21 protein-coding genes and 2 pseudogenes are annotated in these 25,260 nt (G+C 43.6%); 13 read left to right on the top strand and 10 right to left on the bottom strand.

All coding sequences use genetic code 11. The features are described 5' to 3' along the window. The first annotated feature begins 98 nt into the window (after positions 1 to 98). The 3 genes from JFY49_RS13300 to JFY49_RS13290 all read left to right on the top strand — a co-directional run bounded on the left by JFY49_RS13300 (position 99) and on the right by JFY49_RS13290 (position 5,245). Entirely contained in the window at positions 99 to 3,203 is a 3,105-nt protein-coding gene (locus JFY49_RS13300; RefSeq protein ID WP_200223183.1) for a type I restriction endonuclease subunit R, read from the top strand. Between the two features lie 214 nt (positions 3,204 to 3,417). Continuing rightward, on the top strand, positions 3,418 to 4,035 hold the full coding sequence (locus JFY49_RS13295) for a DUF805 domain-containing protein (RefSeq protein WP_200223182.1): 618 nt from the start codon (positions 3,418 to 3,420) through the stop codon (positions 4,033 to 4,035). 565 nt (positions 4,036 to 4,600) lie between these two features. Further along, the gene (locus JFY49_RS13290; RefSeq protein WP_166171401.1) at positions 4,601 to 5,245 is read left to right on the top strand and encodes a HEPN domain-containing protein; all 645 of its coding nucleotides are present in this window, start codon (positions 4,601 to 4,603) and stop codon (positions 5,243 to 5,245) included. Between the two features lie 52 nt (positions 5,246 to 5,297). On the opposite strand, the pseudogene JFY49_RS13285 reads toward JFY49_RS13290, so the two are convergent. Then, positions 5,298 to 5,696, bottom strand: a pseudogene (locus JFY49_RS13285) (MFS transporter); the annotation flags it as partial. A 91-nt stretch (positions 5,697 to 5,787) separates the two neighbouring features. Between JFY49_RS13285 and tnpA the strand changes: the two are divergent. The 3 genes from tnpA to tnpC all read left to right on the top strand — a co-directional run bounded on the left by tnpA (position 5,788) and on the right by tnpC (position 8,245). Next, complete coding sequence (gene tnpA / locus JFY49_RS13280) at positions 5,788 to 6,171, top strand: IS66-like element accessory protein TnpA (RefSeq protein ID WP_200223181.1); 384 nt, start codon at positions 5,788 to 5,790, stop codon at positions 6,169 to 6,171. Then, complete coding sequence (tnpB, locus tag JFY49_RS13275; protein WP_004828548.1) at positions 6,168 to 6,503, top strand: IS66 family insertion sequence element accessory protein TnpB; 336 nt, start codon at positions 6,168 to 6,170, stop codon at positions 6,501 to 6,503. The genes tnpA and tnpB overlap by 4 nt, the downstream gene beginning before the upstream one ends. A gap of 74 nt (positions 6,504 to 6,577) precedes the next feature. After that, positions 6,578 to 8,245 carry an IS66 family transposase gene (tnpC, locus tag JFY49_RS13270; RefSeq protein ID WP_200223180.1) on the top strand — a complete coding sequence of 556 codons (1,668 nt, stop codon included), beginning with the start codon at positions 6,578 to 6,580 and terminating at the stop codon, positions 8,243 to 8,245. A 40-nt stretch (positions 8,246 to 8,285) separates the two neighbouring features. Here tnpC and JFY49_RS13265 read toward each other — a convergent pair. After that, positions 8,286 to 9,077, bottom strand: a pseudogene (locus JFY49_RS13265) (MFS transporter); the annotation flags it as partial. A gap of 189 nt (positions 9,078 to 9,266) precedes the next feature. Further along, the gene (locus JFY49_RS13260) at positions 9,267 to 10,193 is read right to left on the bottom strand and encodes a DMT family transporter (RefSeq protein ID WP_200223179.1); all 927 of its coding nucleotides are present in this window, start codon (positions 10,191 to 10,193) and stop codon (positions 9,267 to 9,269) included. Between the two features lie 973 nt (positions 10,194 to 11,166). Between JFY49_RS13260 and JFY49_RS13255 the strand changes: the two genes are divergently transcribed. The 5 genes from JFY49_RS13255 (at position 11,167) to JFY49_RS13235 (ending at position 16,425) form a co-directional block, all read left to right on the top strand. Continuing rightward, entirely contained in the window at positions 11,167 to 12,294 is a 1,128-nt protein-coding gene (locus JFY49_RS13255; protein ID WP_166171395.1) for a Re/Si-specific NAD(P)(+) transhydrogenase subunit alpha, read from the top strand. Between the two features lie 11 nt (positions 12,295 to 12,305). Beyond that, positions 12,306 to 12,626, top strand: coding sequence for a proton-translocating transhydrogenase family protein (locus tag JFY49_RS13250; protein WP_086195869.1), 321 nt, complete (start codon positions 12,306 to 12,308; stop codon positions 12,624 to 12,626). A 3-nt stretch (positions 12,627 to 12,629) separates the two neighbouring features. Beyond that, a complete protein-coding gene (locus JFY49_RS13245) occupies positions 12,630 to 14,084 on the top strand; it encodes an NAD(P)(+) transhydrogenase (Re/Si-specific) subunit beta (protein ID WP_086195868.1) in 1,455 nt (484 codons plus the stop codon). Between the two features lie 370 nt (positions 14,085 to 14,454). Continuing rightward, on the top strand, positions 14,455 to 15,789 hold the full coding sequence (locus JFY49_RS13240) for an ammonium transporter (RefSeq protein WP_166171393.1): 1,335 nt from the start codon (positions 14,455 to 14,457) through the stop codon (positions 15,787 to 15,789). A gap of 21 nt (positions 15,790 to 15,810) precedes the next feature. After that, positions 15,811 to 16,425 (top strand): hypothetical protein, encoded by a 615-nt coding sequence (locus JFY49_RS13235; RefSeq protein WP_200223178.1) that lies wholly within the window; start codon positions 15,811 to 15,813, stop codon positions 16,423 to 16,425. Here JFY49_RS13235 and JFY49_RS13230 read toward each other — a convergent pair. The 7 genes from JFY49_RS13230 to JFY49_RS13200 form a co-directional block, all read right to left on the bottom strand. Next, on the bottom strand, positions 16,422 to 16,910 hold the full coding sequence (locus JFY49_RS13230) for a transposase (RefSeq protein ID WP_004779999.1): 489 nt from the start codon (positions 16,908 to 16,910) through the stop codon (positions 16,422 to 16,424). The two genes, JFY49_RS13235 and JFY49_RS13230, sit on opposite strands and share 4 nt — an antisense overlap. 44 nt (positions 16,911 to 16,954) lie before the next feature. Continuing rightward, positions 16,955 to 17,260 carry an IS630 transposase-related protein gene (locus tag JFY49_RS13225; protein ID WP_004779997.1) on the bottom strand — a complete coding sequence of 102 codons (306 nt, stop codon included), beginning with the start codon at positions 17,258 to 17,260 and terminating at the stop codon, positions 16,955 to 16,957. A 144-nt stretch (positions 17,261 to 17,404) separates the two neighbouring features. Continuing rightward, positions 17,405 to 17,806, bottom strand: a complete 402-nt coding sequence (gene rsfS / locus JFY49_RS13220; protein ID WP_166171389.1) for a ribosome silencing factor — start codon at positions 17,804 to 17,806, stop codon at positions 17,405 to 17,407. A gap of 77 nt (positions 17,807 to 17,883) precedes the next feature. Beyond that, complete coding sequence (locus JFY49_RS13215) at positions 17,884 to 18,678, bottom strand: hydroxypyruvate isomerase family protein (protein WP_200223177.1); 795 nt, start codon at positions 18,676 to 18,678, stop codon at positions 17,884 to 17,886. 36 nt (positions 18,679 to 18,714) lie between these two features. Continuing rightward, positions 18,715 to 19,581 (bottom strand): NAD(P)-dependent oxidoreductase, encoded by an 867-nt coding sequence (locus JFY49_RS13210; RefSeq protein WP_200223176.1) that lies wholly within the window; start codon positions 19,579 to 19,581, stop codon positions 18,715 to 18,717. A 36-nt stretch (positions 19,582 to 19,617) separates the two neighbouring features. Further along, entirely contained in the window at positions 19,618 to 20,406 is a 789-nt protein-coding gene (locus JFY49_RS13205) for a crotonase/enoyl-CoA hydratase family protein (protein ID WP_166171383.1), read from the bottom strand. A gap of 128 nt (positions 20,407 to 20,534) precedes the next feature. Continuing rightward, positions 20,535 to 23,345: an ATP-binding protein gene (locus JFY49_RS13200; protein WP_200223175.1), complete on the bottom strand. Its 2,811-nt coding sequence runs from the start codon at positions 23,343 to 23,345 to the stop codon at positions 20,535 to 20,537. Positions 23,346 to 23,498: 153 nt separating this feature from the next. Here JFY49_RS13200 and cysM point away from each other — a divergent pair, with 153 nt between their 5' ends. Together cysM and JFY49_RS13190 are read left to right on the top strand one after the other, a co-directional pair. Next, positions 23,499 to 24,419, top strand: a complete 921-nt coding sequence (cysM, locus tag JFY49_RS13195) for a cysteine synthase CysM (protein ID WP_086195860.1) — start codon at positions 23,499 to 23,501, stop codon at positions 24,417 to 24,419. A 19-nt stretch (positions 24,420 to 24,438) separates the two neighbouring features. Continuing rightward, complete coding sequence (locus tag JFY49_RS13190; RefSeq protein WP_180042773.1) at positions 24,439 to 25,260, top strand: 3'-5' exonuclease; 822 nt, start codon at positions 24,439 to 24,441, stop codon at positions 25,258 to 25,260.

The following is a 25,260-nucleotide window of genomic DNA, read 5'->3' as shown; positions in this document are numbered from 1 at the left end:
AGGTCTCAATAGCAGTTACAAAAGATAATGTTTATAGAATAAGCAATCTTGGTTATTAAAAGTCAGAATTTAAAATTTGAATGAATAGGGGGGAATCCATGAACGAAACACAACTCGAAAACCTATGCTTAGACTGGTTCGCTGAAAATGGTTGGGAAGTCATTCATGGTATTGATATTGCGCCTGACAGCAGTAATCCCCTACGCAAAGATTATAAACAGATTTTGTTGGAAGCTGACGTTCAGGCCGCCTTTGAACGCTTGAATCCGCATTTACCTGTAAGCTGTTTTGAGCAAGTTTTATTGAAGCTCAGTAAACCTGAGAGTCTGGACTTAGTGACCAATAACCGTGCCTTCCATCGTATGTTGTTGGAGGGTGTACCTGTTACGTATAAGAAACAGGACGATTGGGTACACGACCATGCTTTTTTGGTGGACTTTAATCATGTGCATCAAAACCGTTTTGTTGCGGTCAATCAATTTACGATTCTAGGCACTAAACAACCTCGACGCCCTGACATCATCTGTTTTATCAATGGTATTCCGTTTGCCGTGTTGGAGCTAAAAAGCCCAACCGATGAAAATGCAGATATCTGGGATGCCTTTAACCAGTTGCAAACTTACAAAGAAGAAATCTCGGATCTGTTTGTATTTAATGAAGCTTTGGTAGTCAGTGATGGTGTAACAGCACGTGTCGGTTCACTGACGGCGAATCAGGAACGCTTTTTACCGTGGCGTACGATCAAGAATGAAGATGATAAACCCGTTTTAGAATGGGAGTTAGAGACAGTTATTCGAGGCTTCTTTGATCGAGAATTGTTTTTAGATTACATCCGATTCTTTGTGTTATTTGAAACAGATGGCGAAAAAACCATTAAGAAAATTGCAGGCTACCATCAATTCCATGCGGTTAGAGAAGCCGTACAAGCGACCATTGCGGCAGCCAATCCGACAGGGGACAAAAAAGCAGGCGTTGTTTGGCATACCCAAGGCTCGGGTAAAAGTATCTCCATGTGTTGCTATGCAGGTAAACTTTTACAGCAGTCTGCCATGCACAACCCAACCTTGTTAATCGTCACTGACCGTAATGACTTAGATGGACAGCTTTTTGAAACCTTTAGCAATGCTCAAGATTTATTAAAACAAACGCCAGTACAAGCCAATAACCGTGATGAGCTAAGAAGGTTTTTAGCTGAGCGTGAGTCTGGTGGGATCATCTTTACCACCGTGCAAAAGTTCGCATTGCTAGATGGTGAGAGTGAGCATCCATTATTGAATGGACGCCACAATATTGTTGTGATGTCAGATGAAGCACATCGTAGCCAATATGGGTTAAAAGCAAAGCTAAGCAATGATGGCACGTACAAGTTCGGCTATGCCAAGCATATGCGTGATGCTTTAAAGAATGCTGCTTTTATTGGCTTTACTGGAACCCCTATTTCGAGTGAGGATAAAGACACCAGAGCTGTCTTTGGCGACTATGTTTCCATCTATGACATTCAGGATGCCGTCGATGATGGTGCAACCGTCCCAATCTACTACGAATCACGCTTGGCAAAGCTGGACATCAATCAGACTGAAATTGAAGATTTATCTGATCAAGTCGATGAGGTTGTAGAAGATGAAGAAGATGTTGGTAACAGAGAAAAGACTAAAAGTGAGTGGAGCCGACTAGAAAAGCTGGTGGGTGCCTCAGCACGGCTGAAACAGATTGCTGCGGATTTAGTCGCACACTTTGAAGCACGTACTGAAGCGACGGCAGGTAAAGGCATGATTGTGACCATGAGCCGCGAGATCTGTGTCCACCTTTACAATGAGATTATTGCCTTACGTCCAGATTGGCATGACCCTGATCCTGAAAAAGGCAAAATCAAAATTGTGATGACGGGTTCAGCTTCAGATAAACCATTGTTACAGCCTCACATTTACAACAAGCAAGTCAAAAAACGTCTTGAGAAACGCTTTAAGGATGTAAACGATCCTTTGCAGTTAGTGATCGTGCGCGATATGTGGCTTACAGGTTTTGATGCGCCTTGTACGCACACCATGTATATCGATAAGCCAATGAAAGGCCATAACCTCATGCAGGCAATTGCACGCGTGAACCGGGTATTTAAAGATAAGCAGGGTGGTCTTGTTGTCGATTATATCGGCATTGCCAATGAATTGAAGCAAGCTTTAAAAACTTATACTGATGCCAAAGGGAAGGGTGAGCCGACTTTACGTGCAGAAGAAGCCTATGCGGTTCTTGCTGAAAAGATGGATGCGATACGGGGAATGTTTGCTAAAACCAATGAACAGGTAGGCATGGATTTAAGTGCTTACGAAACTCAGGCACACCGACTGATTATCCCCGCAGCTAACTATGTGCTGAGCTTGAAGGATGGTAAAAAGCGTTTTCTTGATTTAGTTCTGGCAATCAATAAAGCCTTCTCTTTATGCAGCACCTTGGATGAAGCGAAGAACCTGCACAAAGAAATTGCCTTTTACTCAGCCATTAAAGCAGTCATTAGCAAGCATACCTCTGTAGATCGTAAACTGTCGCAAGCGGAAAAAGACAGTACGCTAAAACAGATTCTGGATAATGCTGTCATTGCTGATGGGGTAACAGATGTCTTTGCAATGTGTGGTTTGGATAAACCGAACATTGGTCTGCTATCAGATGAGTTCTTAGAAGATGTACGGCAGATGCCATACCGTAACTTGGCAGTTGAACTACTGGAAAAGTTATTGAATGATGGCATTAAAGCAAAGACGCGAAACAATGTGGTACAGGAAAAACGCTTCTCTGACCGTTTGCAGGAAACCTTGAGGAAATACAATAACCGAGCGATTGAAACTTCTCAGGTCATTGAAGAACTCATTCAAATGGCAAAAGAATTTCAGGCAGAGATGCAGCGTGAAGCTGCACTTGGTTTGAATCCTGATGAAATCGCTTTCTATGATGCTTTGGCAAACAATGAAAGTGCCGTCAGAGAGCTTGGAGACGATACGCTGAAACAGATCGCCCGCGAAATTACCGAGAAGCTTAGGAAGTCAACGACAGTAGATTGGCAGGTTCGGGATAGTGTGCGTGCTCAGCTGAAAATTTTAGTTCGTCGAACCTTGCAGCGTTGGAAGTATCCACCTGACAAAGCAGCTGAAGCGATTGAGTTGGTAATGAAGCAGGCGGAGACTTTGTCGAATTCTTGGACGAGTGGATAAGTCATATTCAATCAATATTAGACTTGTAAATGATCAAAAAATCCATATATGTTTAAAAATGAAATAAGAATAAATTATTCTTATAATTCATTGCCTTTAATGAGGAGATAATACTAAAATAGTAATTTGATTAAATGAAATATAACACTTTTTTGTAAAATCGAAATTTTAATGAAAATTAAAATATTAAATTAAATTAAGGGGCAACACCATAATGAAGGGTACATTATTAGATTTTAGTATTCAAACAAATGAAGGGATTATTACTGGTCAAGATAATAATCGATATAAGTTTGCAGGTGCTGAGTGGAAAGAAAATGTTTCCCCAAGCCGTGGACAGCAAGTCGACTTTGATATCAGTGAATCTGGTCAGGCTGTTGGTATTTATCTTGAGTATCCAGCTCAAGCTCCAGCAAAAAAACAACTTTCTGCATCAACAGGCACAGCTGTAGAATTAAAAGATGAAGAAAATTATAACCTTCTCGACTGGTCAATGAAATGTATGCGGAAGTATGTCGATTTCTCGGGGCGTGCAAGACGTAAAGAGTATTGGTACTTCTATCTATTCCAGATTATTGTCGGATTTGGACTAGGGGTAATTGCTGCCATACTTGACTTAAGTGAAGATGGGTTTAATGGTATTATGGGGTTGATGTATTTAGTCTTTTTACTACCAAACTTATCTGTTCTTGCACGCCGACTGCATGATGTGAATCGTTCTGGATGGTGGATGCTTATTTCATTGACAATTATTGGTATTATTCCTCTATTTATTTGGATGGTTTCAGAAACAAAGCAAGAAACAAACCAATGGGGACAACCTGCAAAATAATTGAGTTGAGGGCTTTCTGCTAGTTTGTGGGAAGCCTTATTTTCTGTTCAAATTACGCTGCATCAAGTAAATGCTATACCATAAATTATGACTATCACCTTGGCACGTAATTGAGATAAGCATTGCTTTTTTAGTATTCATAGACTTTGATGATGCTGGGTTTTAATCTCAAGCATATTTTATTAACTTTTTTAGCTTTGATTGTCTATTAAATTATCAGAATAAATAATAATGACCGGATATTTTACACCAAATTTACGCCTTTAAAATTTAAAAATATTATAAGTGATTGTTATAAAAAGGTAATATTTATTGGTACGTCCAATCCATCATCGGCGCAACCGAAATGCGAGGCTGTAAAGATTGCAGAGCAGTCATGGCATAAACCTGAAATAATGAAAAACCGAAGCGCGGATTATACGGGGTTTGATGAAAAATCGACAGTCGCTTGCAGCGATCATTGCCTTTATTAAAGTCTTAAAATCAACTGTGCAGTCAGCTTAGAATTTGTATGTAATTTAACTTTTTAGTATGTTGGAGATATGACCACAACAGGGAAAATAATATGTTGGTTCTAGAAGAAATATATAGGAGTAAAAAAAATGAACATTCTAAGCCTTTTAATTTACGTATCCAGCGCAGTTTAAGCTGGTTTAAAAAAGCCCTGATACTTCATGATGATCTTGATCTACAGTTTATTACGGTATGGGTGGCATTTAATGCATTGTATACACAGGAGCAAGCTGCCGATCAGGAACAGTACACCTTAAGACATTTCCTCAGCTCGATGTGCCATAAAGATGTTGATCAAAAAATATTTCACATCCTCTGGGAAAAAAAGCATTCAAGCATTCGATTACTCCTGAGTAATCCATATCTTTATCAAAGTTTTTGGGACTGGCGTAATCAGAAAATCAGTGAGGCAACATGGCGCTCAGCTTTTGCCACAGAACAGCAACAGCTCCAGCACATCTTGCAAAACCATGATTCAGTCAGCCTGTTGGTATCCCTGTTTAGTCGCTTGACGACTTTATATCAACAGTTAAGTCGAGGCGGAGCGACCTACAATAGTGCTATTAACCGGAAACAATTAGCCAATGCTTGGAGTGTTTTATCTGTATTGGTGCCGAGCTTTATCCAAATTTTATTGGAAAATGTCGAAAATATAGAGTTCAATCAGCCATTTTATCCCGTGGTGCAAGTATCCTGAGGTGAATGATTTGAAATAGACAGCAAGATCAAAAACTGTTTCATTTGCAATTTTATTTTGAAAGAGGCACGCTGCGAGCGTGATAACGCATATCCAGAAATGCAAAAAAAGCAGCGCAGAGTACCAGACTCACTCCTGCAATACAGGTCATCTTCCAGCCGCCATGATGCCATGCATAGACTCCGAGTGCAGAACCACAGGCTCCACCAATAAAGTAAGAAGTCATATAAATAGAATTAATCCGCGATTTGGCATCTGGACGTAGACGGAAAATAATATTTTGATTACTGGTGTGCACAATGGTGAGCCCCAGACTGATTACGCCGTAGCCAATCATATAACTCAGCAAAGACTGCCCACCGAAATAAAGAAAAAACCAGCTCACAATCAGCGTTAACAGGCCGATCCAGGTCAGTGACTGGGTATGGCCCTGATCGGCAATTTTGCCAATTTTCGGTAAGCGTCCGCTGAACACACCTTCTGAATTCATCCTATAAGCCTTAATTTAGTCCCCACTTAGAAACAAGTGGGGACTAAAATTTATGACTACAAATCATCAGACATCCATCGCATCTCTTGCGAAAAAACGAAGAACATACAGTGCTGAATTTAAACAGCAGATCGTTCAGGCTTGTAAAGCACCGGACGTTTCAATTGCTTCAGTCGCTTTGCAACATGGATTGAATACAAATCTTGTATCCAAATGGATTCGCTTAATTGATGCTAAGCCAGGGAGTGATCGCTCACCACTACCGAATAAACCTGCATTTATTGCCTTATCTTGCTCTGCACCATTAGATCCTACTCCTACTGACATGTTAAAAGTTCAAATTACTTTACCCCACTCAAAAGCAGAAATTGGCTTGAAATGGCAAGTATCAGAAATACCTGCCTTGGCAAAATTACTCAAGGTGCTGGCAACATGATCCGTATCGATGAAATCTGGCTTTCTACCCAACCTCTGGATATGCGAGCAGGGATGGATACTGTCATGGCTCAGGTGGTGAGAGCCTTTGGCTACATTAAACCGCATTGTGCTTACCTGTTCTGTAATAAACGTGGCCATCGCATGAAAGTGCTGGTACATGATGGACTGGGCATCTGGCTGTGTGCCCGGCGGCTGGAACAGGGAAAATTCCACTGGGCTAAAGTTCACCAGGGTGAAAGCGTAGCTCTCAACCCGGAACAGTTACAGGCATTAATCCAGGGTTTGCCTTGGCAGCGCATTGGACGACAGCAGGTGGTCACGATGCTCTAAACCAAGCTCGGCTATTCTGCCATCCTCCAAACGTTCTATTTCATTCTTCTCATGACCTCAGGCATACTGCGGTCATGAATACGCTGCCAGATTTAAGCCAACTGACCCATGAACAACTGCTGGAATTCACCCGGCAGTTGGCGATGCAGCATCAACAACTCGCAGAAGATAAACAACAATTAGATGCTCAAGTTCAACATCTGGAAGTATCAAATCAACAATTAGATGCCAAAGTTCAACATCTTGAAGTCACCAATCAGCAATTAGATTCTAAAGTTCAGCATCTTTCTATTCTCAATCAAAAATACGAGCATGAACTGGCGCTGTTTAAACAGCATAAATTCGGCAGTAAAAACGAACATCTCACCGCAAAACAAATCCATCTGTGGGATGAGGCGGTCGAAGAAGATATCGCAGCCGTTGATCTGGAATTAGAACGATTAAATGCAGATAAAACCCATGCAGCGACACAGAAAGCCACAGTCAACAAACCTAAACGTCGACTGCTGCCAGATCATCTACACACCATCCGTATTGAGCATGAACCTGCATCAACCCAATGCAGTTGTGGCTGCCAGTTACGTCGTATCGGCGAAGATATCAGTGAAAAACTGCATTTCAGACCGGCACAGTTCTATAAGGAACAGCATGTGCGTGGTAAATGGGTCTGTGATCAGTGTGACACCCTGACTCAGCAAGCGATGCCCGCCTATGTGATTGATAAAGGCATTGCTTCACCTGAACTGCTCAGCCATGTGTTGGTATCGAAGTATGCCGATCATTTACCGCTGTACCGTCAACGTCTGATCTATCAGCGGGCGGGTATTGATTTATCCAGATCAACGTTATCTGACTGGATAGGTCGCTGCGGTGTGGAACTGGAACCTCTGGCTAATGCCTTAAAAGAGGTGGTACTGCAACAGCAGGTGCTGCATGCAGATGAAACACCGGTCACCATCATGCGGATGGGTGAGAATGAGAAAAAACCGAAGAAAGGTTATGTCTGGGCCTATGCCACCACACAGTACAATCCAGTTCAAGCGGTGATCTATGACTTTCAGGATAGCCGTTCAGGTCAGCATGCTGAAGAGTTCCTGAATGGCTGGCAGGGTCATCTGGTTTGTGATGATTACAGTGGTTATAAAGCACGCTTTAAATCAGGCCAGGTCATTGAGGTGGGCTGCATGGCCCATGCACGTCGTAAATTCCATGAACTGCATGTAACTGGGAAAAGTCAGGTCGCTGAACAGGCATTAGTGCTGATTCAGAAACTGTATGCGATAGAAGCCGAACTCAGGAAAAAGACCGATGGTACAGCAGAACACCGCCGCGAATACCGGCAACAGCATAGTCAACCGGTGATGCAACAACTATATGAATGGCTCAACCAACATCATCTGACGGTGCCATCGAGTTCTCCCACCGCTCGGGCGATCAACTACAGCCTAAAACGTTGGGAGGCCTTAAGCCGCTATCTGGATGATGGCAATCTACCGATTGACAATAACTGGATTGAGAACCAAATGCGTCCCTGGGCGTTGGGGCGTAAGAACTGGCTGTTTGCTGGCTCGCTGCGCAGTGGTCAGCGAGCGGCGAATATCATGACTTTAATCCAGTCAGCAAAGCTGAATGGCTTGGATCCGTATGCCTATTTAAGTGATGTGCTGAAAAGGTTACCGACACATAAAGTGACCCAAATAGAAGAATTACTGCCACACCGGTGGCAACCCGACCAAAATTAAAAAATAGGTATGGGGTTCAGCGGACGCTTACAATTTTCGTTGTAGACAATGCACCAAACACTCCCGCCAGCGTTACAACACCCACCAATACATCGGAAAGATGAAATGGGGATGAGGTCAGTAAAATGGCAATGGTCGAAAACAGGGTACTCATGGAAGCAAATACAAAACCACCAATCAATGAACGAAATCCTAAACGCGGTTCCTGTTTCAGTAAAATCGCCATGGATTTAAAAATTTGCGTATAGCTCATTTTTAGTATGCTGATGTGGGGCAGTTTGGTTTTGAGGAGAAAGGCTAACATCAGCATCAATATGGCACTGAGCATATAGATCAGTTTCCAGTTGAACAGGTTGGACATTAAACCCGCAAGACTAGTGGATAGCAGTAGTCCGACCAGAAGTCCACTCATCAGGAAGCCCACCACTTCACCTGTTTTTTCAGGTTTGACGGCCATGGTGGCTAGGGGAATCAGGACCTGTGCTGCGACTGAAAATAGCCCTGTAATTATGGTTCCCAGCCAAAGCATGGGTAAGTTGATGGCAAAAGCACATAGAAATAAACCAATGGCAGTCATGACCATCAGTAAAGGAATAAATTTGGTTTTATTGACAATGTCACCCATTGGAACAATAAACAATAGACCCAGTGCATAGGATACCTGGGCAAACGTCACGGTTAAGGCGACTTGTGATTCAGGAACATGAAAATATTGCTGGATGGAATGGATTAAAGGCTGGCAATAATAGTTGGCTCCCGCACACAGACCACAGGCTATGGCCATGAGCCAGAGTAAAGATTTATCCTGGCTGATGTCGAGAGAAGTTTTCATAACCATCCTTGTTTTGTTTCAGGTAGGCAAAGTTTGCCGGTATTGCAATGTACATGCAGAGTATAGCAAGCCCTATCAGTCTGGACGTACAAATATAGGGCGAAAGCAATCTCTATTCAGCGTTCTGTGGCTATTTTAAAAGCCGTATTTTTTTAGTTTGCGGCAGGCTTGAATCAGACCAGGCAAAAACTAATGTGAGAATTTCTTTTTAGCAAGAGTAATCATCATGACGCCAATGATATTGAGCATACAGCCTAGCCATTGAATGGCATTTAGATGTTCACCTAAAAAAATAGTGGCCAAGATAATGGTCAGAATCGGGCCAATTGAAGCAATCATGGCAGACTGTGCAGCACCCAAGCGGACAATACTCTGTGCCATCAGTACCGTCGGTAAAACTGTGACCAGCAGGCCTAAGGCAATGCCGTACCCAATTACACTGACAGGTAGCTGGGTGAATAAATGCAAAGGCTGCGGCATGGCAATCATGTAATGGGTTAGGGTGCCGATACAGGCAATACTCAGTGCCAAACCGGTAAAATTCCAGGAACCAAAACGTTGAATCAGTCGTGGAGTAAGCAATAAGTACCCGGCAAAACATACTGCACTGGCAAAGACCAGACTGACCCCAAGCCAGAAATGACCTTCATGTGCAACGTTGCTTTGTTCCTGTAGCATCACAATGACCGTACCGCCGTAACTTAAGGCGATGGCCAGCATGCTTTTCAGGCTAAGTTTCTGCTTATAAATGGCACTGGAAGCCAGAACCGTCAGTGTGGGATAGAGAAATAAAATAATCCGTTCCAGTGAGGCACTGATATACATCAGACCAACAAAATCCAGCCAGCTTGAAAAGTAGTAACCCATGAGCCCTGCAACAATCAACAAACCCCAGTCTTTCGCTGCCAGTTCTTTATTATGATGACGGTTGAACCAGCACAGCAGCAAAAAAAACGGTAAGGCACTGGCCATACGCAAAGCCATCAGTACCGTGCCATCGACCAAAGGCGACAAGGCATAGGTTTGCTTGATAAAAATGGCTTTGATACTAAACAGGAAAGCAGCACCAATCGCAAATAATGAACCTAATTGTGTTTGGCTTAGAGTCGGTTTCATTTTACCTGCTTGATTAGGGCTTCTGATCCGAAAAAGATCGAGACAAAGTTGAATTATAAAGTTTTTAAGCCCCGAGGTTAAATGCAAAAAGATGCGAATTATAATTCCAATTAGGAATGATTGATGCTTAGAGTTATTTTTTAGAGGTTAATGACAACTGGCTTGGCTTCTCTGGAAAGTGAGTTTTGTTTTTGTCTAAATTTTATTCAAACACGTTTGTTTAGAAACGTTATATCGCTATGCCTACTCTTTTAAAAGTAATAAAAACAAGAAGATGAGTATCAAAAATAAATTTATGCACTAAATTTGTGCATAAAATGTTGAATTGAGACAAATTTAGCGTAAAACATCATCAAGCGAAATGGCTGTAAAATTTTTTTTAATTAATTTTTTGAATTACCTTAGACTTAGGGTGAATAAGCATTAAATAACAAAAAAACATAAAAATAAGCAAAATCAGCATTTTTTCTGATATGCAGCTCCAGACTTGATTTAGGCAAAACCAGATAGACAATCACTTATTTTTTAAGGGAACAAGTCCATCCAAGATGTCATTCTGGCCAATAAAGGGGGAGAAAATTATTTAAATTTAATTAGTCGATAAGTAAATCAAGCAACTTTCTGGGTATTTATTTAAATTCTGATTAAAGGAAGAATGTCAGAAAGATCAATTTTGTGGGACAAGCCGGCTGGAAATGGTGAGCGGGAAGGTCAAGATAAAGATTCATGGCTTTTTCAGGCTGGCATTTAAAGTCATGAAGACGAGCTAAAATTAAAGTAAAACCGACGAATCCTATATGAAACTATTATTTTTATGAATCATCAGTTCAAAATATGGGTATTTATTAAATAAATATTGGGTAGTAATTTAAAAAAGTTCAATTAGAATCCAAAAATTCAACAAAAACGCATCCTGGGGGAAACATTGCTCACCGCGATGTTTACTGAAGAAAAATTAGCTTGAGGAACGCTCATGCAGATTGGAATCCCAACCGAAACTGTGGTCGGTGAAAATCGTGTGGCTGCAACGCCAGAAACAGTAAAGAAGTTGATCAGTGCTGGTCATACTGTAGTCATTGAACGTAGAGCAGGGGTAAAAGCTGCTTATATTGACAGTGCCTATGAACAGGTCGGCGCCAAAATTACCGATGATGCCTATACCGGCAGTCAGATTATTTTGAAAGTTCGTGCCCCTCAAGGTGATGAAATTCAAAAACTTGCAGCAAACACCGCAGTGATTGCAATGTTTGACCCGTATCGCAACACTGAACTTGATAAGTTTGCAGCAAAGCAGGTTTCTGCATTTGCACTGGAACTTTTACCACGTACGTTGTCCCGTGCACAAAACATGGACGTGCTGTCTTCTCAAGCCAACTTGGCCGGTTATAAATCGGTACTTTTGGCGGCAGCAGAATATCAACGCATGTTCCCAATGCTCATGACGGCTGCGGGTACGGTAAAACCGGCCCGTGTGGTCATCATGGGGGTTGGGGTTGCCGGTCTGCAAGCCATTGCGACTGCTAAACGTTTAGGTGCTGTGGTTGAAGCCACCGATTTACGTCCAACTGCACGTGATCAGGTCGAATCACTTGGCGGTAAATGGCTAGACGTACCAATGTCGGATGAAGAAAAGCAAAAAGCTGCGGACGCTGCTAAAAATGGTTATGGCTGGATGCCAGGTGAGCAATATATCAAAGACCAGGCGGCCATTGTCGATAAAGCTGTTTCTAATGCCGATATCGTGATTACCACTGCACTGTTACCCGGCCGTGATGCACCGCGTTTAATTCGTGCTGAAACGGTGGCCAAAATGAAACCGGGTTCAATCATTCTGGATATGGCGGTTGAATCAGGCGGTAACGTGGAAGGTTCCAAGTGCGGCGAAAATGTCGTGACGGATAATGGCGTGACCATTTTGGGTATTCCGAATATCCCATCTACAGTTGCGACCGAAGCCTCAGCACTGTATGCACGTAATGTCTTTAATTTCCTCGATACCCTTTTTGATGCAGAGAAAAAATTTGCCATCAATCCGGAAGAAGAAATTCAAAAAGCCCTGCTAGTAACTCATGGCGGTCAAGTGCTGCTGAAGCGTGGTTAAGGAGAGTCATCATGGTTGAAACGATTACAATTTTCGTCCTTGCCATTTTCGTAGGTTACTACGTGGTTTGGGGCGTTACACCTGCATTACATACGCCATTGATGGCGGTAACCAACGCCTTGTCATCGATTATTGTGGTGGGTGCGATGTTGCAGACGGTTGGCATTCCGGGTTTGGTTGAAGCCAATGTGCAATTCCAGAGCATCAACGTGGTCAGTATTTTGGGTGCAGTCGCAGTATTTCTGGCAAGTATCAACATTTTTGGTGGCTTCGCCGTAACTGCACGTATGCTTGAAATGTTCAAGCCAAAGCAAAAGAAAAAAGAGGGCTAAAACATGGAATTCATTCGAGACTATGCGGATTGGTTCTACCTGGTGGGTGCCGTTCTTTTTATCTTAACTTTACGTGGTTTGTCTGGTCCTAAAACAGCAATTGCCGGTAACCGTTACGGTATGATTGCAATGGCCATTGCCGTGATCACCACCTTCTTTGTTGCTGATCATCCTGTGGTCTGGATGATTGGCGGCGCAATGGTGTTAGGTGCAATCGTAGGTATTGCTCGTGCACGTACCGTTCCGATGACGCAAATGCCGGAAACCGTTGCATTGATGCACTCATTAGTCGGTTTGGCTGCAGTGCTGATTGCTATTGCTGCGATTCTGCATAACAACCAGTTAACGGCACTATTTGCACAAAATGAAGCGGCGTTAACAGCTGCGGGTGTTGAACATGCCCACATGAGCAAAGTTCATCTTTTTGAATTATTTGTAGGTTGTTTCGTTGGTGCGATTACCTTTACCGCTTCAGTATTTGCTTACGGTAAACTGGCTGCGAAAAAATGGGCGAAAACCATTTCGGGTGGCTGGGTTAAACCGCTACAGGCGATTATTTTCCTGGCGATGTTAAGCTGTGGTTTCATCTTCTTCTCAACAGGTAACATGCAGGCTTTCTGGGCAATGACTGCTCTGGCACTTGCATTTGGCTGGGTATGGATTGCACCGGTCGGTGGCGGCGATATGCCGGTGGTGGTGTCACTGTTGAACTCATTCTCTGGCTGGGCTGCGGCAGGTATTGGTTTCACTTTAGAAAACAATATGTTGATTGTTGCGGGTTCACTGGTGGGTTCTTCAGGTGCGATTCTGTCTTACATTATGTGTAAAGCCATGAACCGTTCAATCATCAATGTCTTGTTTGGTGGTGCGATGGGCGGTGCAGCAGTTGCATCAGCAGATAAAGGTGAGCAAGTTCAACGTAACCACCGTTCTGGTTCAGCAGATGACGCAGGCTTCCTGATGTCAAATGCAGATAGCGTAGTGATTGTTCCAGGTTATGGTATGGCTCAAGGCCGTGCGCAAAATGCCGTGAAAGAACTGTGTGAAATCCTGAAAGAACAAGGCGTGAAAGTACGTTTTGCGATTCACCCGGTGGCAGGTCGTATGCCAGGTCACATGAACGTATTGCTTGCGGAAGCTGATGTAGCGTATGAAGACATTCTGGAAATGGATGAAATCAACTCGGACTTCCCGGCAACTGATGTTGTGTTAGTCATTGGTGCAAACGACGTCGTTAACCCTGCAGCGAAAGATGATCCAAGTTCACCAATTTACGGCATGCCGATTCTGGAAGCACATAAAGCACGTACTATTATGGTGATCAAGCGTTCTATGGCAACCGGTTATGCGGGTCTGGATAACGACTTGTTCTATAATGAAAAAACCATGATGATTTTCGGCGATGCCAAGAAAGTCGTAGAAGACATGACTAAAGCCATTAACGGCGGCGGTCACTAAATCCACGCTTCAAAAGTCCCTCTTTCATAAAGAGGGATTTAGGGAGATTAAAACCACCTTCGGGTGGTTTTTTAATTCTAGAATATATGACTTTTCAACAATTAAATTGAAGAATAGTGCAGAGCACACTTTTATCAGGCTATGGTTTCTTGTTTTATTTGGTGCTGCCTGATCAAGCGATATTGCAAAAATGCTTTATAAAATGGCAATTAACTGTTTATTTCTAAATAGGTATTGCCGATGAGGGATATTTTTAGAAATTAAGTTGTGTTAAAACTGGCATTTGCCTGTCTTTTTAAATAAAAAGATAAATTTCGATAATCTGGCATTTCTTTTGCATTTTTGTGATTCAGTTTTAGGGGGACTGTTCATGAAAATAATAAAGTATCTTGCATTGCTGTTATGTGTATGTTCACTACCTGCATTTGCAAGTGAAGCTGCGACAAACGCAGCGAATATTCAGGAAATACGCTTATCGCTCGACAGTGTCTGGGTGGTGATGGGCGGTATATTGGTATTCTTTATGCAGGCCGGTTTTGCACTGGTGGAAAGTGGTTCTGTACGTAGTAAAAATACCGTCAATGTACTCATGAAAAATTATATGGATGCTTGTCTGGGGGGATTGGTCTTCTGGTTAGTCGGTTTTGGTTTAATGTTTGGGGTCAACGCTTCAGGTTGGATGGGCACCAGTCATTTTGCGCCCAATGACTTGGATGACTGGCATTGGAATCTGTTGTTCTTTCAAATGATGTTTGCCGCTACTGCAACTACAATTGCCAGTGGTGCCATGGCAGAGCGTATTCACTTTGTTGCTTATATTGTAGGGGCGGCTGTGGTCAGTGGCCTTATTTATCCTGTCTTTGGCAGTTGGGCGTGGGGCAGTATTTTTGAGGGCTCAGGCTGGTTAAAAGCAATGGGTTTTATCGACTTTGCCGGTTCAACTGTAGTGCATTCAATCGGTGGCTGGGTGGCATTGGCCGGTATTATTGTACTAGGTCCGCGCTTGGGACGTTTCGGGCGTAATGGACAAACTCACCATCTGGCAGGGCATAACCTGCCTTTGGTGGCTTTGGGTGGTTTTATTCTCTGGCTGGCATGGTTTGGTTTTAATGCTGCATCCACCGTGAATGCCAGTGTCAGTATCGGTCGTATTGCTTTAAATACCCATCTGGCGGCCTGTGCTGCTGCAGTGGCTTATATGCTGTATGCCTTAATTCGTGGTAAGGCAATTCTAATGCAGACCACAATTAATGCTTCATTGGGCGGTTTAGTGGGGATTACGGCGGGTTGTGCCACCATGTCACCTTTATTTGCCGTGATTACTGGACTCATTGCCGGGCTCATTGTCAGCGTCATGCCAAGCGTCATGGAAAAATTAAAACTGGATGATGTGGTGGATGCCGTTACTGTTCATGGTTTTTGTGGGGCGTGGGGAACCGTGGCTGCAGGCCTGTTTTTTGAAGCCGATATGTTTAACTCACAAATTGTGTCTATTCAGGTTTTAGGTGTGCTGGCAGCATTTGCTTGGGGATTCGGAATCGCGCTGATTACTTTTAAGCTGCTGGAGAAAATATTGGGTGGCTTGCGTGTCAGCACGCAACATGAACAACGCGGTTTGGATTATACCGAACATGCCGAGCTGTCCTATCCTGAATTTCAGCGTGATGTGACTTTTGAAACAGATGATATTACCAAACGCCACTAAACCAAGAAGGGGAGTTTCGCTATGCCAAATGAATTACTCACTGTGATGCAAAAGAAACAGGCGATTGAACGCGGTTTAAGTCATTATTTGCAAGGAACTGTACTGGAACGGGTATTGAGTTACTGGGAACAGGAGTATGGCGACAAACCTTCATTTGTACTCAATCGTTTTATGAATGACATTTGCAATACCGATGAATTGCGTATTCATCGCAAAGAAATGTTGAAACAGGTGTTATGTGAGATGTCGGCGGTTGAAAAACAGGTACTACTGGATACCCAGCCGAAAGTGCAAATGGAGGTGCTGATTTCAGCCGATTTTGCCGATGCTTTTTTTGATTTGATTAATGGCGTGCTACAGACAGTAGCTAGAGCTGATCTGAATGATTTTAATGCGGAAGTTAAAAATCATGTCCAAGCCTTGGGCATTGCGATTGAGAAATCTGCAAATCTGAATGACGCTGCTTTTGCAGAATGTTTACCGCTCACCAGTTATGCTCAGGTGATTACTGCATCATATGAATGCTATTGCGAATTTTATGGCCCAAGTAAAGCCGATCAGGTCTATGCGCGGGTGAAAATGGATATCAAGAACAAATATCCGTCCGTGGATTTACATCATTTATTATATAGCTAAATACTAAATAAATCATTACAGTAATCTTTAAACAATTTATCAATATCTTTAACTCTAAATTTATTGCGAATCATTTTTACTCGTGACCACATTTTTTCTATAGGATTTAAGTCCGGGCTATATTTAGGAAGCCACACAATGTAATGGCCTGCACAACGTATCAACTCCTGAAGCCTTGTTCCTTTGTGAAAGGTGGCATTATCCATAATCAATACACTGGTTTTTTTCAGCTTTGGCAATAAATCCTGTTCAATCCAGCATTCAAATACCTCGGTATTCACTGAACAATCAAATACTCCAACTGTAAGCAATCTATTTTCGATTAATGCGCCAATCGCATTGCTACAATTTTTTAACTGCCAGTTAAATTCAGCTTCAGCTCGCGCTCCTTTAGGGCTATAACTATGCGATCTCGTACTTTCGCTTTGAAAACCACTTTCATCGATATAAACCAGTGGTAATTGTTGTTCTAAACATTCAATCAAGTTCTGAAATTGCCGACGTTGATTTTGATCTGCTTTAGGGTGCTTTAACGTCTTTTTTTACGCGATATTCCTGCAGCATGTAGCGCATTAAATACTGCATGTGTACTGACACCAAAACGTTCTGCCCGTTCACTGATGTAATCATCGGGATATTGTTCAACATCATTCAATATTTGCTCTTTGCTAATTTTAGCTGGGCGACCAGGAATAGGTTTAGTTACAGTGGACTTTTTCCAATTCTGAATCGTCTGTATACAGACGTTAAAATGCTGTGCTGCTTTTCGCACAGACATTTTATCTCTAGTCATAATTTCTATGACTTTGTCTTTAAAATCTTTTGAATATCCCATGTTTCTATTGTTCTATATTTTTAAGTATTTGGCTATAGTTGGCAGCAATCTTGATTGAATGCATGTTCAGTCTTAAGTTTAGGCTGGGCATCCTAAAAACAGCAGCACTAAAAAAGCGACCTGAAGGTCGCTTTTTTAGTTTATTTAGGCTACTGATTCTGGAGTTGCGCGCCATAAGCTTTCCAGATCGTAAAATTTACGTGCTGTTGGAAGCATGACATGAACTACAACAAACCCAAGATCGATCAGGATCCATTCGGCATCACGTTCACCTTCAACGCCGAGAGGGCGGAAACCCGCTTTACGTGCTTCTTCAGCAACATTGTCTGCAAGGGCTTTAATATGACGGGTTGATGTGCCGCTGGCAATGACCATGGCATCTGCCACATTGCTGATTGAGCTGACATCAAGTTCTAGAATATCTTTTGCTTTTACATCTAATAGGGCTTCATGTACAACTTTTAAGCAAGCTTGTACATCGTTAGCATGAGCATTCATTGCGTGTTCGAGAGAATTAGAAGCGCTGGGCGATGGTTCTAAATTCATAAAAGGTTTAATTTCCGGACAATATCTCACTGTGTAATATAGCGGTTTTGGGGCTGAATTTCAAATCTGTTCATAATTTAACTTTGTGGATGTTTTGCAAAATATTTATCTTTCCAGGCAAAAGAATGGCTGGAATGCGCTTGTGGCTTGTATTCTGCTGCAGTGAAACCTGTATAGGTACTTTGGTTTAACCACTGAAAAATTTCTGCATAGGGAATTTGTGCAGTATCAGGCTGATGACGTCCCGGACAGTCTGCAAACTGGATGTGTCCAATATCCTGAATATTTTCCTTTAAGCCCTGTAGTACATCTTCACCCATCATCGCCATATGATAGCAGTCATATTGCATTTTTAGCGCCGGGTGTCGTACTGCTTCCAGCATTTCTTGGGCTTGGGCAATATTTTGTACCAGAAAGCGGGGCATGTCGGTGCCATTAATCATTTCAAACACCGGCTGAATGTTGTGTACAGCAAACATGGAACACGCCAGTTTTAAATTTTTTGCCAGCGTATTGAGGCAAGGCAACAAATCGGAATCAAGCGGTTGCTTACCGGCCAAAATATTCACACTGGATACATTCAGTGCTGTGGCGTATTGAATTGCCTTTTCCAGGGCACGATGGAATGCAATTTCTTGACCCGGTACGCCAGCCAGACCATTACCGCCTTGCATCAGGTCGCCTGCAGGGACATTAATCAGGCATAAGCTCAGGTCGTGCAGAGTGAGTTGGGTCTGAATCTGTTCGATGCTGAGTTCATAGGGAAACTGGATTTCTACATGCTGAAAACCATGAGCCTGCGCCAGAGCAAAGCGCTCAATCAGAGGCACTTCAGTAAAAATCATGGATAAATTGACCGCCAGCTTAATCATGCCTTTACTCCTTGCTCGTTAAAGAAAATGGTCTGCTCAAGATTCAACCAGTTGAATGACAGTCGCCAGATCTGTTTCAGCATAGCCTTTATCTTGATGGGTTTTCAATTGCGAAAGCGCCTGTTTTGCCACAGGAATATCTAAATTGAACTGCTTGGCCAGCTGCACGGCATTATTTAAGTCTTTGGACAGGGTTTGCACTTTCCATTGCACCGGCTCAAAAGTATGCGTTGCCATACGCGGAGCTAAAATCTGGAAAGGTTTCGAGTCAGCAAAACCACCGGCAAGAGCAGGAGCAAGCAAGGTGGTATCTACACCGGCTTGTCCAGCTAAGGCCACTGCTTCGGCAATCAAGGTGCTGTTGGCGGCCACAATAAGTTGGTTGCAAATTTTGGTCGCTTGTCCGGTACCTGTTTCGCCCATACGCGTCACGCGTTGTGAAAGCACATTATAAATCAGCGATAAATTTTGAATGGTGTTGATATCGCCACCGGCGAAAATCACTAAGGTGCCCTGTTCGGCACCTACCGTGCCACCCGAAACAGGCGAGTCAATCCATTGCACTTGATGGGTTTGTGCCTGCTGTGCCAGCGCTTTGGTTTTATCCACAGATAAACTGGAAAAATCCACAATCACTTGACCAGCAGTGAGTTGATTCTGGATTTGATCAAACACTGCCTGTACGGCAGCATCATCGGCCAGACAGGTCAGAATCACCGGATATTGCCCAATCTCTTGCAAGTCTAGGCCAGTAGCACCCATATCAATCAGCACGTCACAGGCGGATGCTGTTCTGTTCCATACAGCCACTTCAAAACCGGCTTGAATCAGCCGGGTCGCCATGCGGCTGCCCATCAGCCCCATGCCTAAGAATGCGATTTTTGTATTACGATCAAAACTCATGTGTTTTTCTCTAAACGATCCTGTTATTGCGCTATTTTACTTATATTGCCGTGGTAAAAACTGAACTTCCGGGTTTTTGTCTTTTTTACGCGCCAATTTACTGTTTTTACCCAACAGTAATTTCAGTTGCCAGATTTTCTCCAGGCGTAATGATTTTTTCGGTTCGTGTTCCATGGCATCAAGAACCCGTTTAGCGGCCGCCAATGCATCTGGAGAGCGTTGCAACATTTCTTCTGCAATCGCTTGTGCTTTGCTCATTGGGGATTCATCCAGATGTGTCACCAAACCAATCTGTTTGGCATAATTGGCATCAAAAATACGCCCGGTCAAGGTCAGTTCTTTGGCCAGATCAAGACCGATAATGCCTTTAAGGGAACGGGTGAGTCCCATGTCCGGCACCAATCCCCAGCGACTTTCCATAATCGACATTTTGGTGTCCGGATGGGCAATACGAATATCCGCAGCCAAAGCCAGTTGCATACCGGCACCCAGACAATAGCCTTCAATCGCAGCAATAACGGGAACAGGCAGTTCCTGCCAGATCAGAAATGCTTTCTGAAACAGGCTTTGTCCCGGTTTTAGCAGTTCCCAAGCGGCGTAAGCGGTATTTTTCGGCGCGTTTAAATCGGCCAGATCAATGCCGGCACTAAAGACATGTGCTTCGCCAGTTAAAATGACACAGCGGATGGAGCGGTCTTTTTTAATTTGTTTGGCAGCATTGACCAGTTCGCGTAATAAAGCAAAGCTCATGGCATTACGCTTTTCTGGACGGTTTAAGGAAACGGTTGCGATGCCATTATTTTTTTCTATGCGAAGTAACGCCATTGTAGAGACCTGTATTTTTCTATTGTTTTGAGCATAACATGGGTATTTCTCTGATACATGCCGCGATACATGACAGCAGAGTCACATCTAAAGATAGACGTGACTTTCAACATTCAGATAACTCCTGATCAGATCCCTGGTCTGTTTAAAATTTGCTGGGAGGCCTGTTCAACCTGCTGAATGACCGACTGTAATTCATCAAAGCGTTTCAGGGTTTCCTGAATAAAGGCTTCATCCGCCTTGCGGCGTTCTTTACGTAAAGCAGAAACAAACTGTTCGAATCCACCGGTGACTTCCTGAAGGCGAGGAACACCTACATAACGGGTTGCCCCATATAAACGGTGCAGCACATGTTCCAGTTGCGGGAAATCTTCCATTTCAATCAACTGTTGCATTTCATCCAGTTCCATCGGGAAACTGTCGATCAGCATTTTTAGTAAATCGATGGCCAGATCTTCTTTATTGGCTGCCAGTTGCAGGCTTTGTTGCCAATCCAGAATATGCGGGTCGAGCGCTTCAATCAGAATGGACTTCTCTATACTTTTAGCCTTTTTAAAGCTTTCCGAAGTCCAGTGGGTCAGAATCTGAATAATCTGTTCCATCTGAATCGGTTTGGTGACGTAATCGTCCATACCGACCTGCAACAGTTTTTGTTTTTCATCAGCCAGGGCATGTGCAGTCAGGGCAATAATCGGCAGGCGTTTATGATTTTCCAAGGTCGACTCTAGCGAGCGAATGGCACGGGTGGTATCAATGCCGGACATTACCGGCATTTGAATATCCATAAACACCACATCAAATGCAGGCAATTCCTGTTCGATGCGCTGCTGAATAATTTCAATGGCTTCCTGGCCGCTTAAGGCCTTGGTGGTGGTGACATTTAATTCTGCAAGTAGTGCTTCCAGAACAATCAGGTTCGGTAAATGGTCATCCACTGCCAATATATGCAGACCCTGTCCATTAAATTCTTCATGTACATCCTGTTCGAAAACAGGCTGATTGCTGAGCAGCTGAATCAAGGCACTACGGCTGAGTGGTTGATACAGTGGACGGGCCCGGTATTCATTCAGCATGCTTGGATCGAGCACCATCTGGTAGCCATACACGGCAATATTGCCATGGTAGCGTTGACGGATTTCTTTCAGCAGGGCTTCGCCATCGCCGCTATGGTCGACAATCAGCCAGGTATTTTCATCGTTATTCGAGAATTTATTCAGCTGGCTGAACAGGTCCAGAATCGAGCCGGTTTCGACATGATGCACACCATAATTTTCCAGATAATGGCGCAAAATGTTGGCGGTTGCAGGATGGGATAAATAGGAAACCACCTGCATTTGTTCAAAGTGCGGATGTACAATTTCAATCTCTTCATCCACCACAAACATGGCGGTAAACCAGAAGGTTGAGCCTTTTTCAGTCGGCGCGCGTTCCTGGTTGTCTTCAAAGCCAATTTGCCCCTGCATCAAATGCACCAGCTGTTTGGAAATGGCCAGGCCAAGTCCGGTGCCGCCAAATTGACGGGTCACCGAAGCATCACCTTGCGAGAATGATTCAAACAGTTTTTTCCGGTCCGTACCACTGAGGCCAATGCCGCTGTCCTGCACGCTAAAGTGTAATAAACATTGCCCGATATCATCATGTTCCATGCGGGCACGGACAATAATTTCGCCATCGGGAGTGAACTTGATGGCATTGGAGATCAGGTTGGTCAGAATCTGCTTGAAGCGTAAGGCATCGCCAATCACTTGTGTCGGCACATTATCAGCATAATAAAAGGCCATATCGATATGCTTCTGTGCTGCTAATGGCGAGAGCATATCCATCACGTCAAAAATCGCTTCTTCCAGATCAAAGGGGGCTGTTTCCAGTTCCAGTTTGCCGGCATCAATCTTGGAGAAATCCAACACATCATTAATCAGCGCCAACAAATGGGCAGATGATTTACGAATGGTTTGCAAATACAGGTTTTGTTCATTGCTCAGGTTGCCTTGACGCAGCAATAAATGAATAAAGCCATCAATACTGTTCAAGGGAGTACGCAGTTCATGACTGATATTGGCCAGAAACACCGACTTGGACTGGTTGGCAGAAATCGCCTGGTCGCGTGCCTGACGATAGGTAATGTTTTGCACTTCCAGGGTGTCTAGGGTACGGCGCAAATCATCTTCAGTCTGTTCGGTATGTTCTTTGAGTTCCAGGAAGCTGAAGTGCAGGCGTTTCACCACGTTGGCAATATCACGCTGCAATAAACGCAATTCACCAGTACTGTTAATCACCATGTGCTGATCAAGGGTGTCAGCATTCAGGCGCTGTAACTGCATCCGGATTTCGTACATCGGCGCAATCCAGCGCCGTGAATAGAAATTCAGGCACAGTAACAGTAGCAATAAAGTCAGCAGGCCGGTGGCAATCAGTACAATCATGACCCGGTAATGGGCAATTTCCAGGGGCTGGTTATCCAGCTCAATCACCAGTCTGGCCGGGTTATCGGTATGTTCATTAATTTTTAAGGCATAGATATGATTGTGATTATGCAGGATAGGACCAACAAAATCGGCTTTAGCGTCAATCTTGGGCCAGGCTTCCTGGTCTTGAAAACCAATACTTAAACGGTTTCTGCCTTGGGGATCAATAATTGCGGCACGAATGAGATGTTTTTCATCCAGCATCACCTGCAGGGTATTACGGGCCTGATCATATTGCCAGGGATAGCGGTTGAGCAGATCGAATGCAGCTTCGGCGGTAAGCTGATAGCGGGTCACAATCGCAATGGCCATCTGACGTTGCTGCGCACGTGAGGCATTGGATGTTTCGGATAAAACCAGCAATGCCCCCACACATGCCAAAACCATAATGGGGACAAAAATCATGGCGATGAGTTGTCCATAAGCATGATTTAAGTGTAGACGCTTAAATAACTTTTTATTGATATTTGACATGGTTAAAGCAGTTGATTCCCTATGCTTTGCATATTAGCACGCTTTATTTAAAACTGGCTGTGCTTTAATCACTTTCAATAAAAAGCCTGCTAAATGGGTGCAGGAGGAAGCATTTTTTCATACAATAGGCGCACCTCGATATAGGTGCAAATAATGAGTAATACTACCCCTGATTTCCAAGCTGACGAATTTTTACTGGACCACTATGTAGGAAAAACTCCTCTGGTGCGTTTACAACGTTTGGCAAGTCATACTCAAGCAACAGTATTGGCTAAACTTGAAGGAAACAATCCTGCAGGTTCGGTAAAAGACCGCCCAGCGTATAATATGATTATGCAGGCTGAAAAACGTGGTCAAATCAAGCCAGGCGATACATTGATTGAAGCGACCAGTGGAAATACGGGAATTGCCTTGGCGATGGTGGCTGCCATGCGTGGCTATAAAATGAAACTCATTATGCCTGCAGGTTCAAGTCAGGAACGCAAAGATGCCATGCGTGCTTATGGCGCCGAGCTGATCGAGTCTGAAAATATGGAACAGGCGCGTGATATGGCGCTGCAAATGCAAAAAGAAGGGAAAGGACTGGTCTTGAACCAGTTTGGCAACCCGGACAATGTGGATGCCCATTACCGGACGACTGGTCCGGAAATCTGGCAACAAACTGGCGGTAAAATTACCCATTTCGTCAGTTCTATGGGAACCACAGGCACGATTATGGGGATTTCAAAATACTTAAAAGAACAGAATCCGGATATTCAAATTGTCGGTTTGCAACCTTCGGAAGGTTCCAATATTGCCGGTATCCGTCGCTGGCCACAAGAATATCTGCCTACCATTTTTGATCCGAAACGTGTTGACCGCATTATCGATATTCCGCAAATTGAAGCAGAAAAAACTGCACGTCAATTGGCGCGCAAAGAAGGCATCAGTGCCGGAACCTCATCAGGCGGTGCCGTGTGGGCTTCCATTAAACTGGCGGAAGAAAATCCGGGCGCTGTAATTGTCTGCATCGTTTGTGACCGTGGTGACCGCTACCTGTCTACCGGTTTATTTTCTGTCGTCGATCCTGAATAATTAAAAACTGTGAGATGAAATGCGCCTACCTGTCTTGATTTTTGATATCGAAACGCTGACTGATTTAAAGTCAGGTGCGCATTTATATCATCTGGATTTGCCCGAAGCAGATCTTGAGCAGGCGTTAATGAAACTGCGCCGTCAGGAATCCGGCATGGATTTCCAGCGTTTGCCGCTGCATGAAATTGTCTGTATTTCTGGTCTCTGGATTGACGAAAATGGTGCCATGAAACTGTTTTCATTTAGCCGTGAGCAATACGGCGAAGCAGAGATTTTAAAAAAATTCCTGTCCATTTTTGACAAGCGCCATCCGACCCTGGTGAGCTGGAACGGTTCACAATTTGATTTGCCGGTGATTCTATTCCGTGCCATGTATCATGGTCTATCGGCACCGAGTTTGTTTGATCAGGGCGAAATTGACCAGCAAAAGCGTTATAATAATTACCAGAACCGTTACCATCAGCGCCATGTCGATTTGATGGATGTCATGGCTATGTTCAATGGCCGTCATTTCCAGAAGCTGGATGATGTGGCCCACTTACTCGGTTTCCCGGGCAAGCGCGGTGATGGTGCTTACCATGTTCCAGAATATGTCCGTGAACAGCAGTGGTTAAAATTGACCAGCTACTGTGAAGGGGATGTGCTGAATACCTGGCTGATCTACTTGCGCTGGTTATTGCTCAAGGGGCAGTTACTTAGTGACGATCACCGTTATTGGGTTCAGACCACTATCCAGTATTTACAGCATCAACCGCAACATGCAGATTTTCTTCAGGTATGGCGTGAAACTTCACAACATACCGAGTTTACCGCCACAGATTTTATCTCTCCCACACCCTAG

This window comes from Acinetobacter sp. CS-2, assembly GCF_016599715.1.
Classification (GTDB): domain Bacteria; phylum Pseudomonadota; class Gammaproteobacteria; order Pseudomonadales; family Moraxellaceae; genus Acinetobacter.
This window is presented reverse-complemented; position numbering and strand designations above follow the sequence as displayed.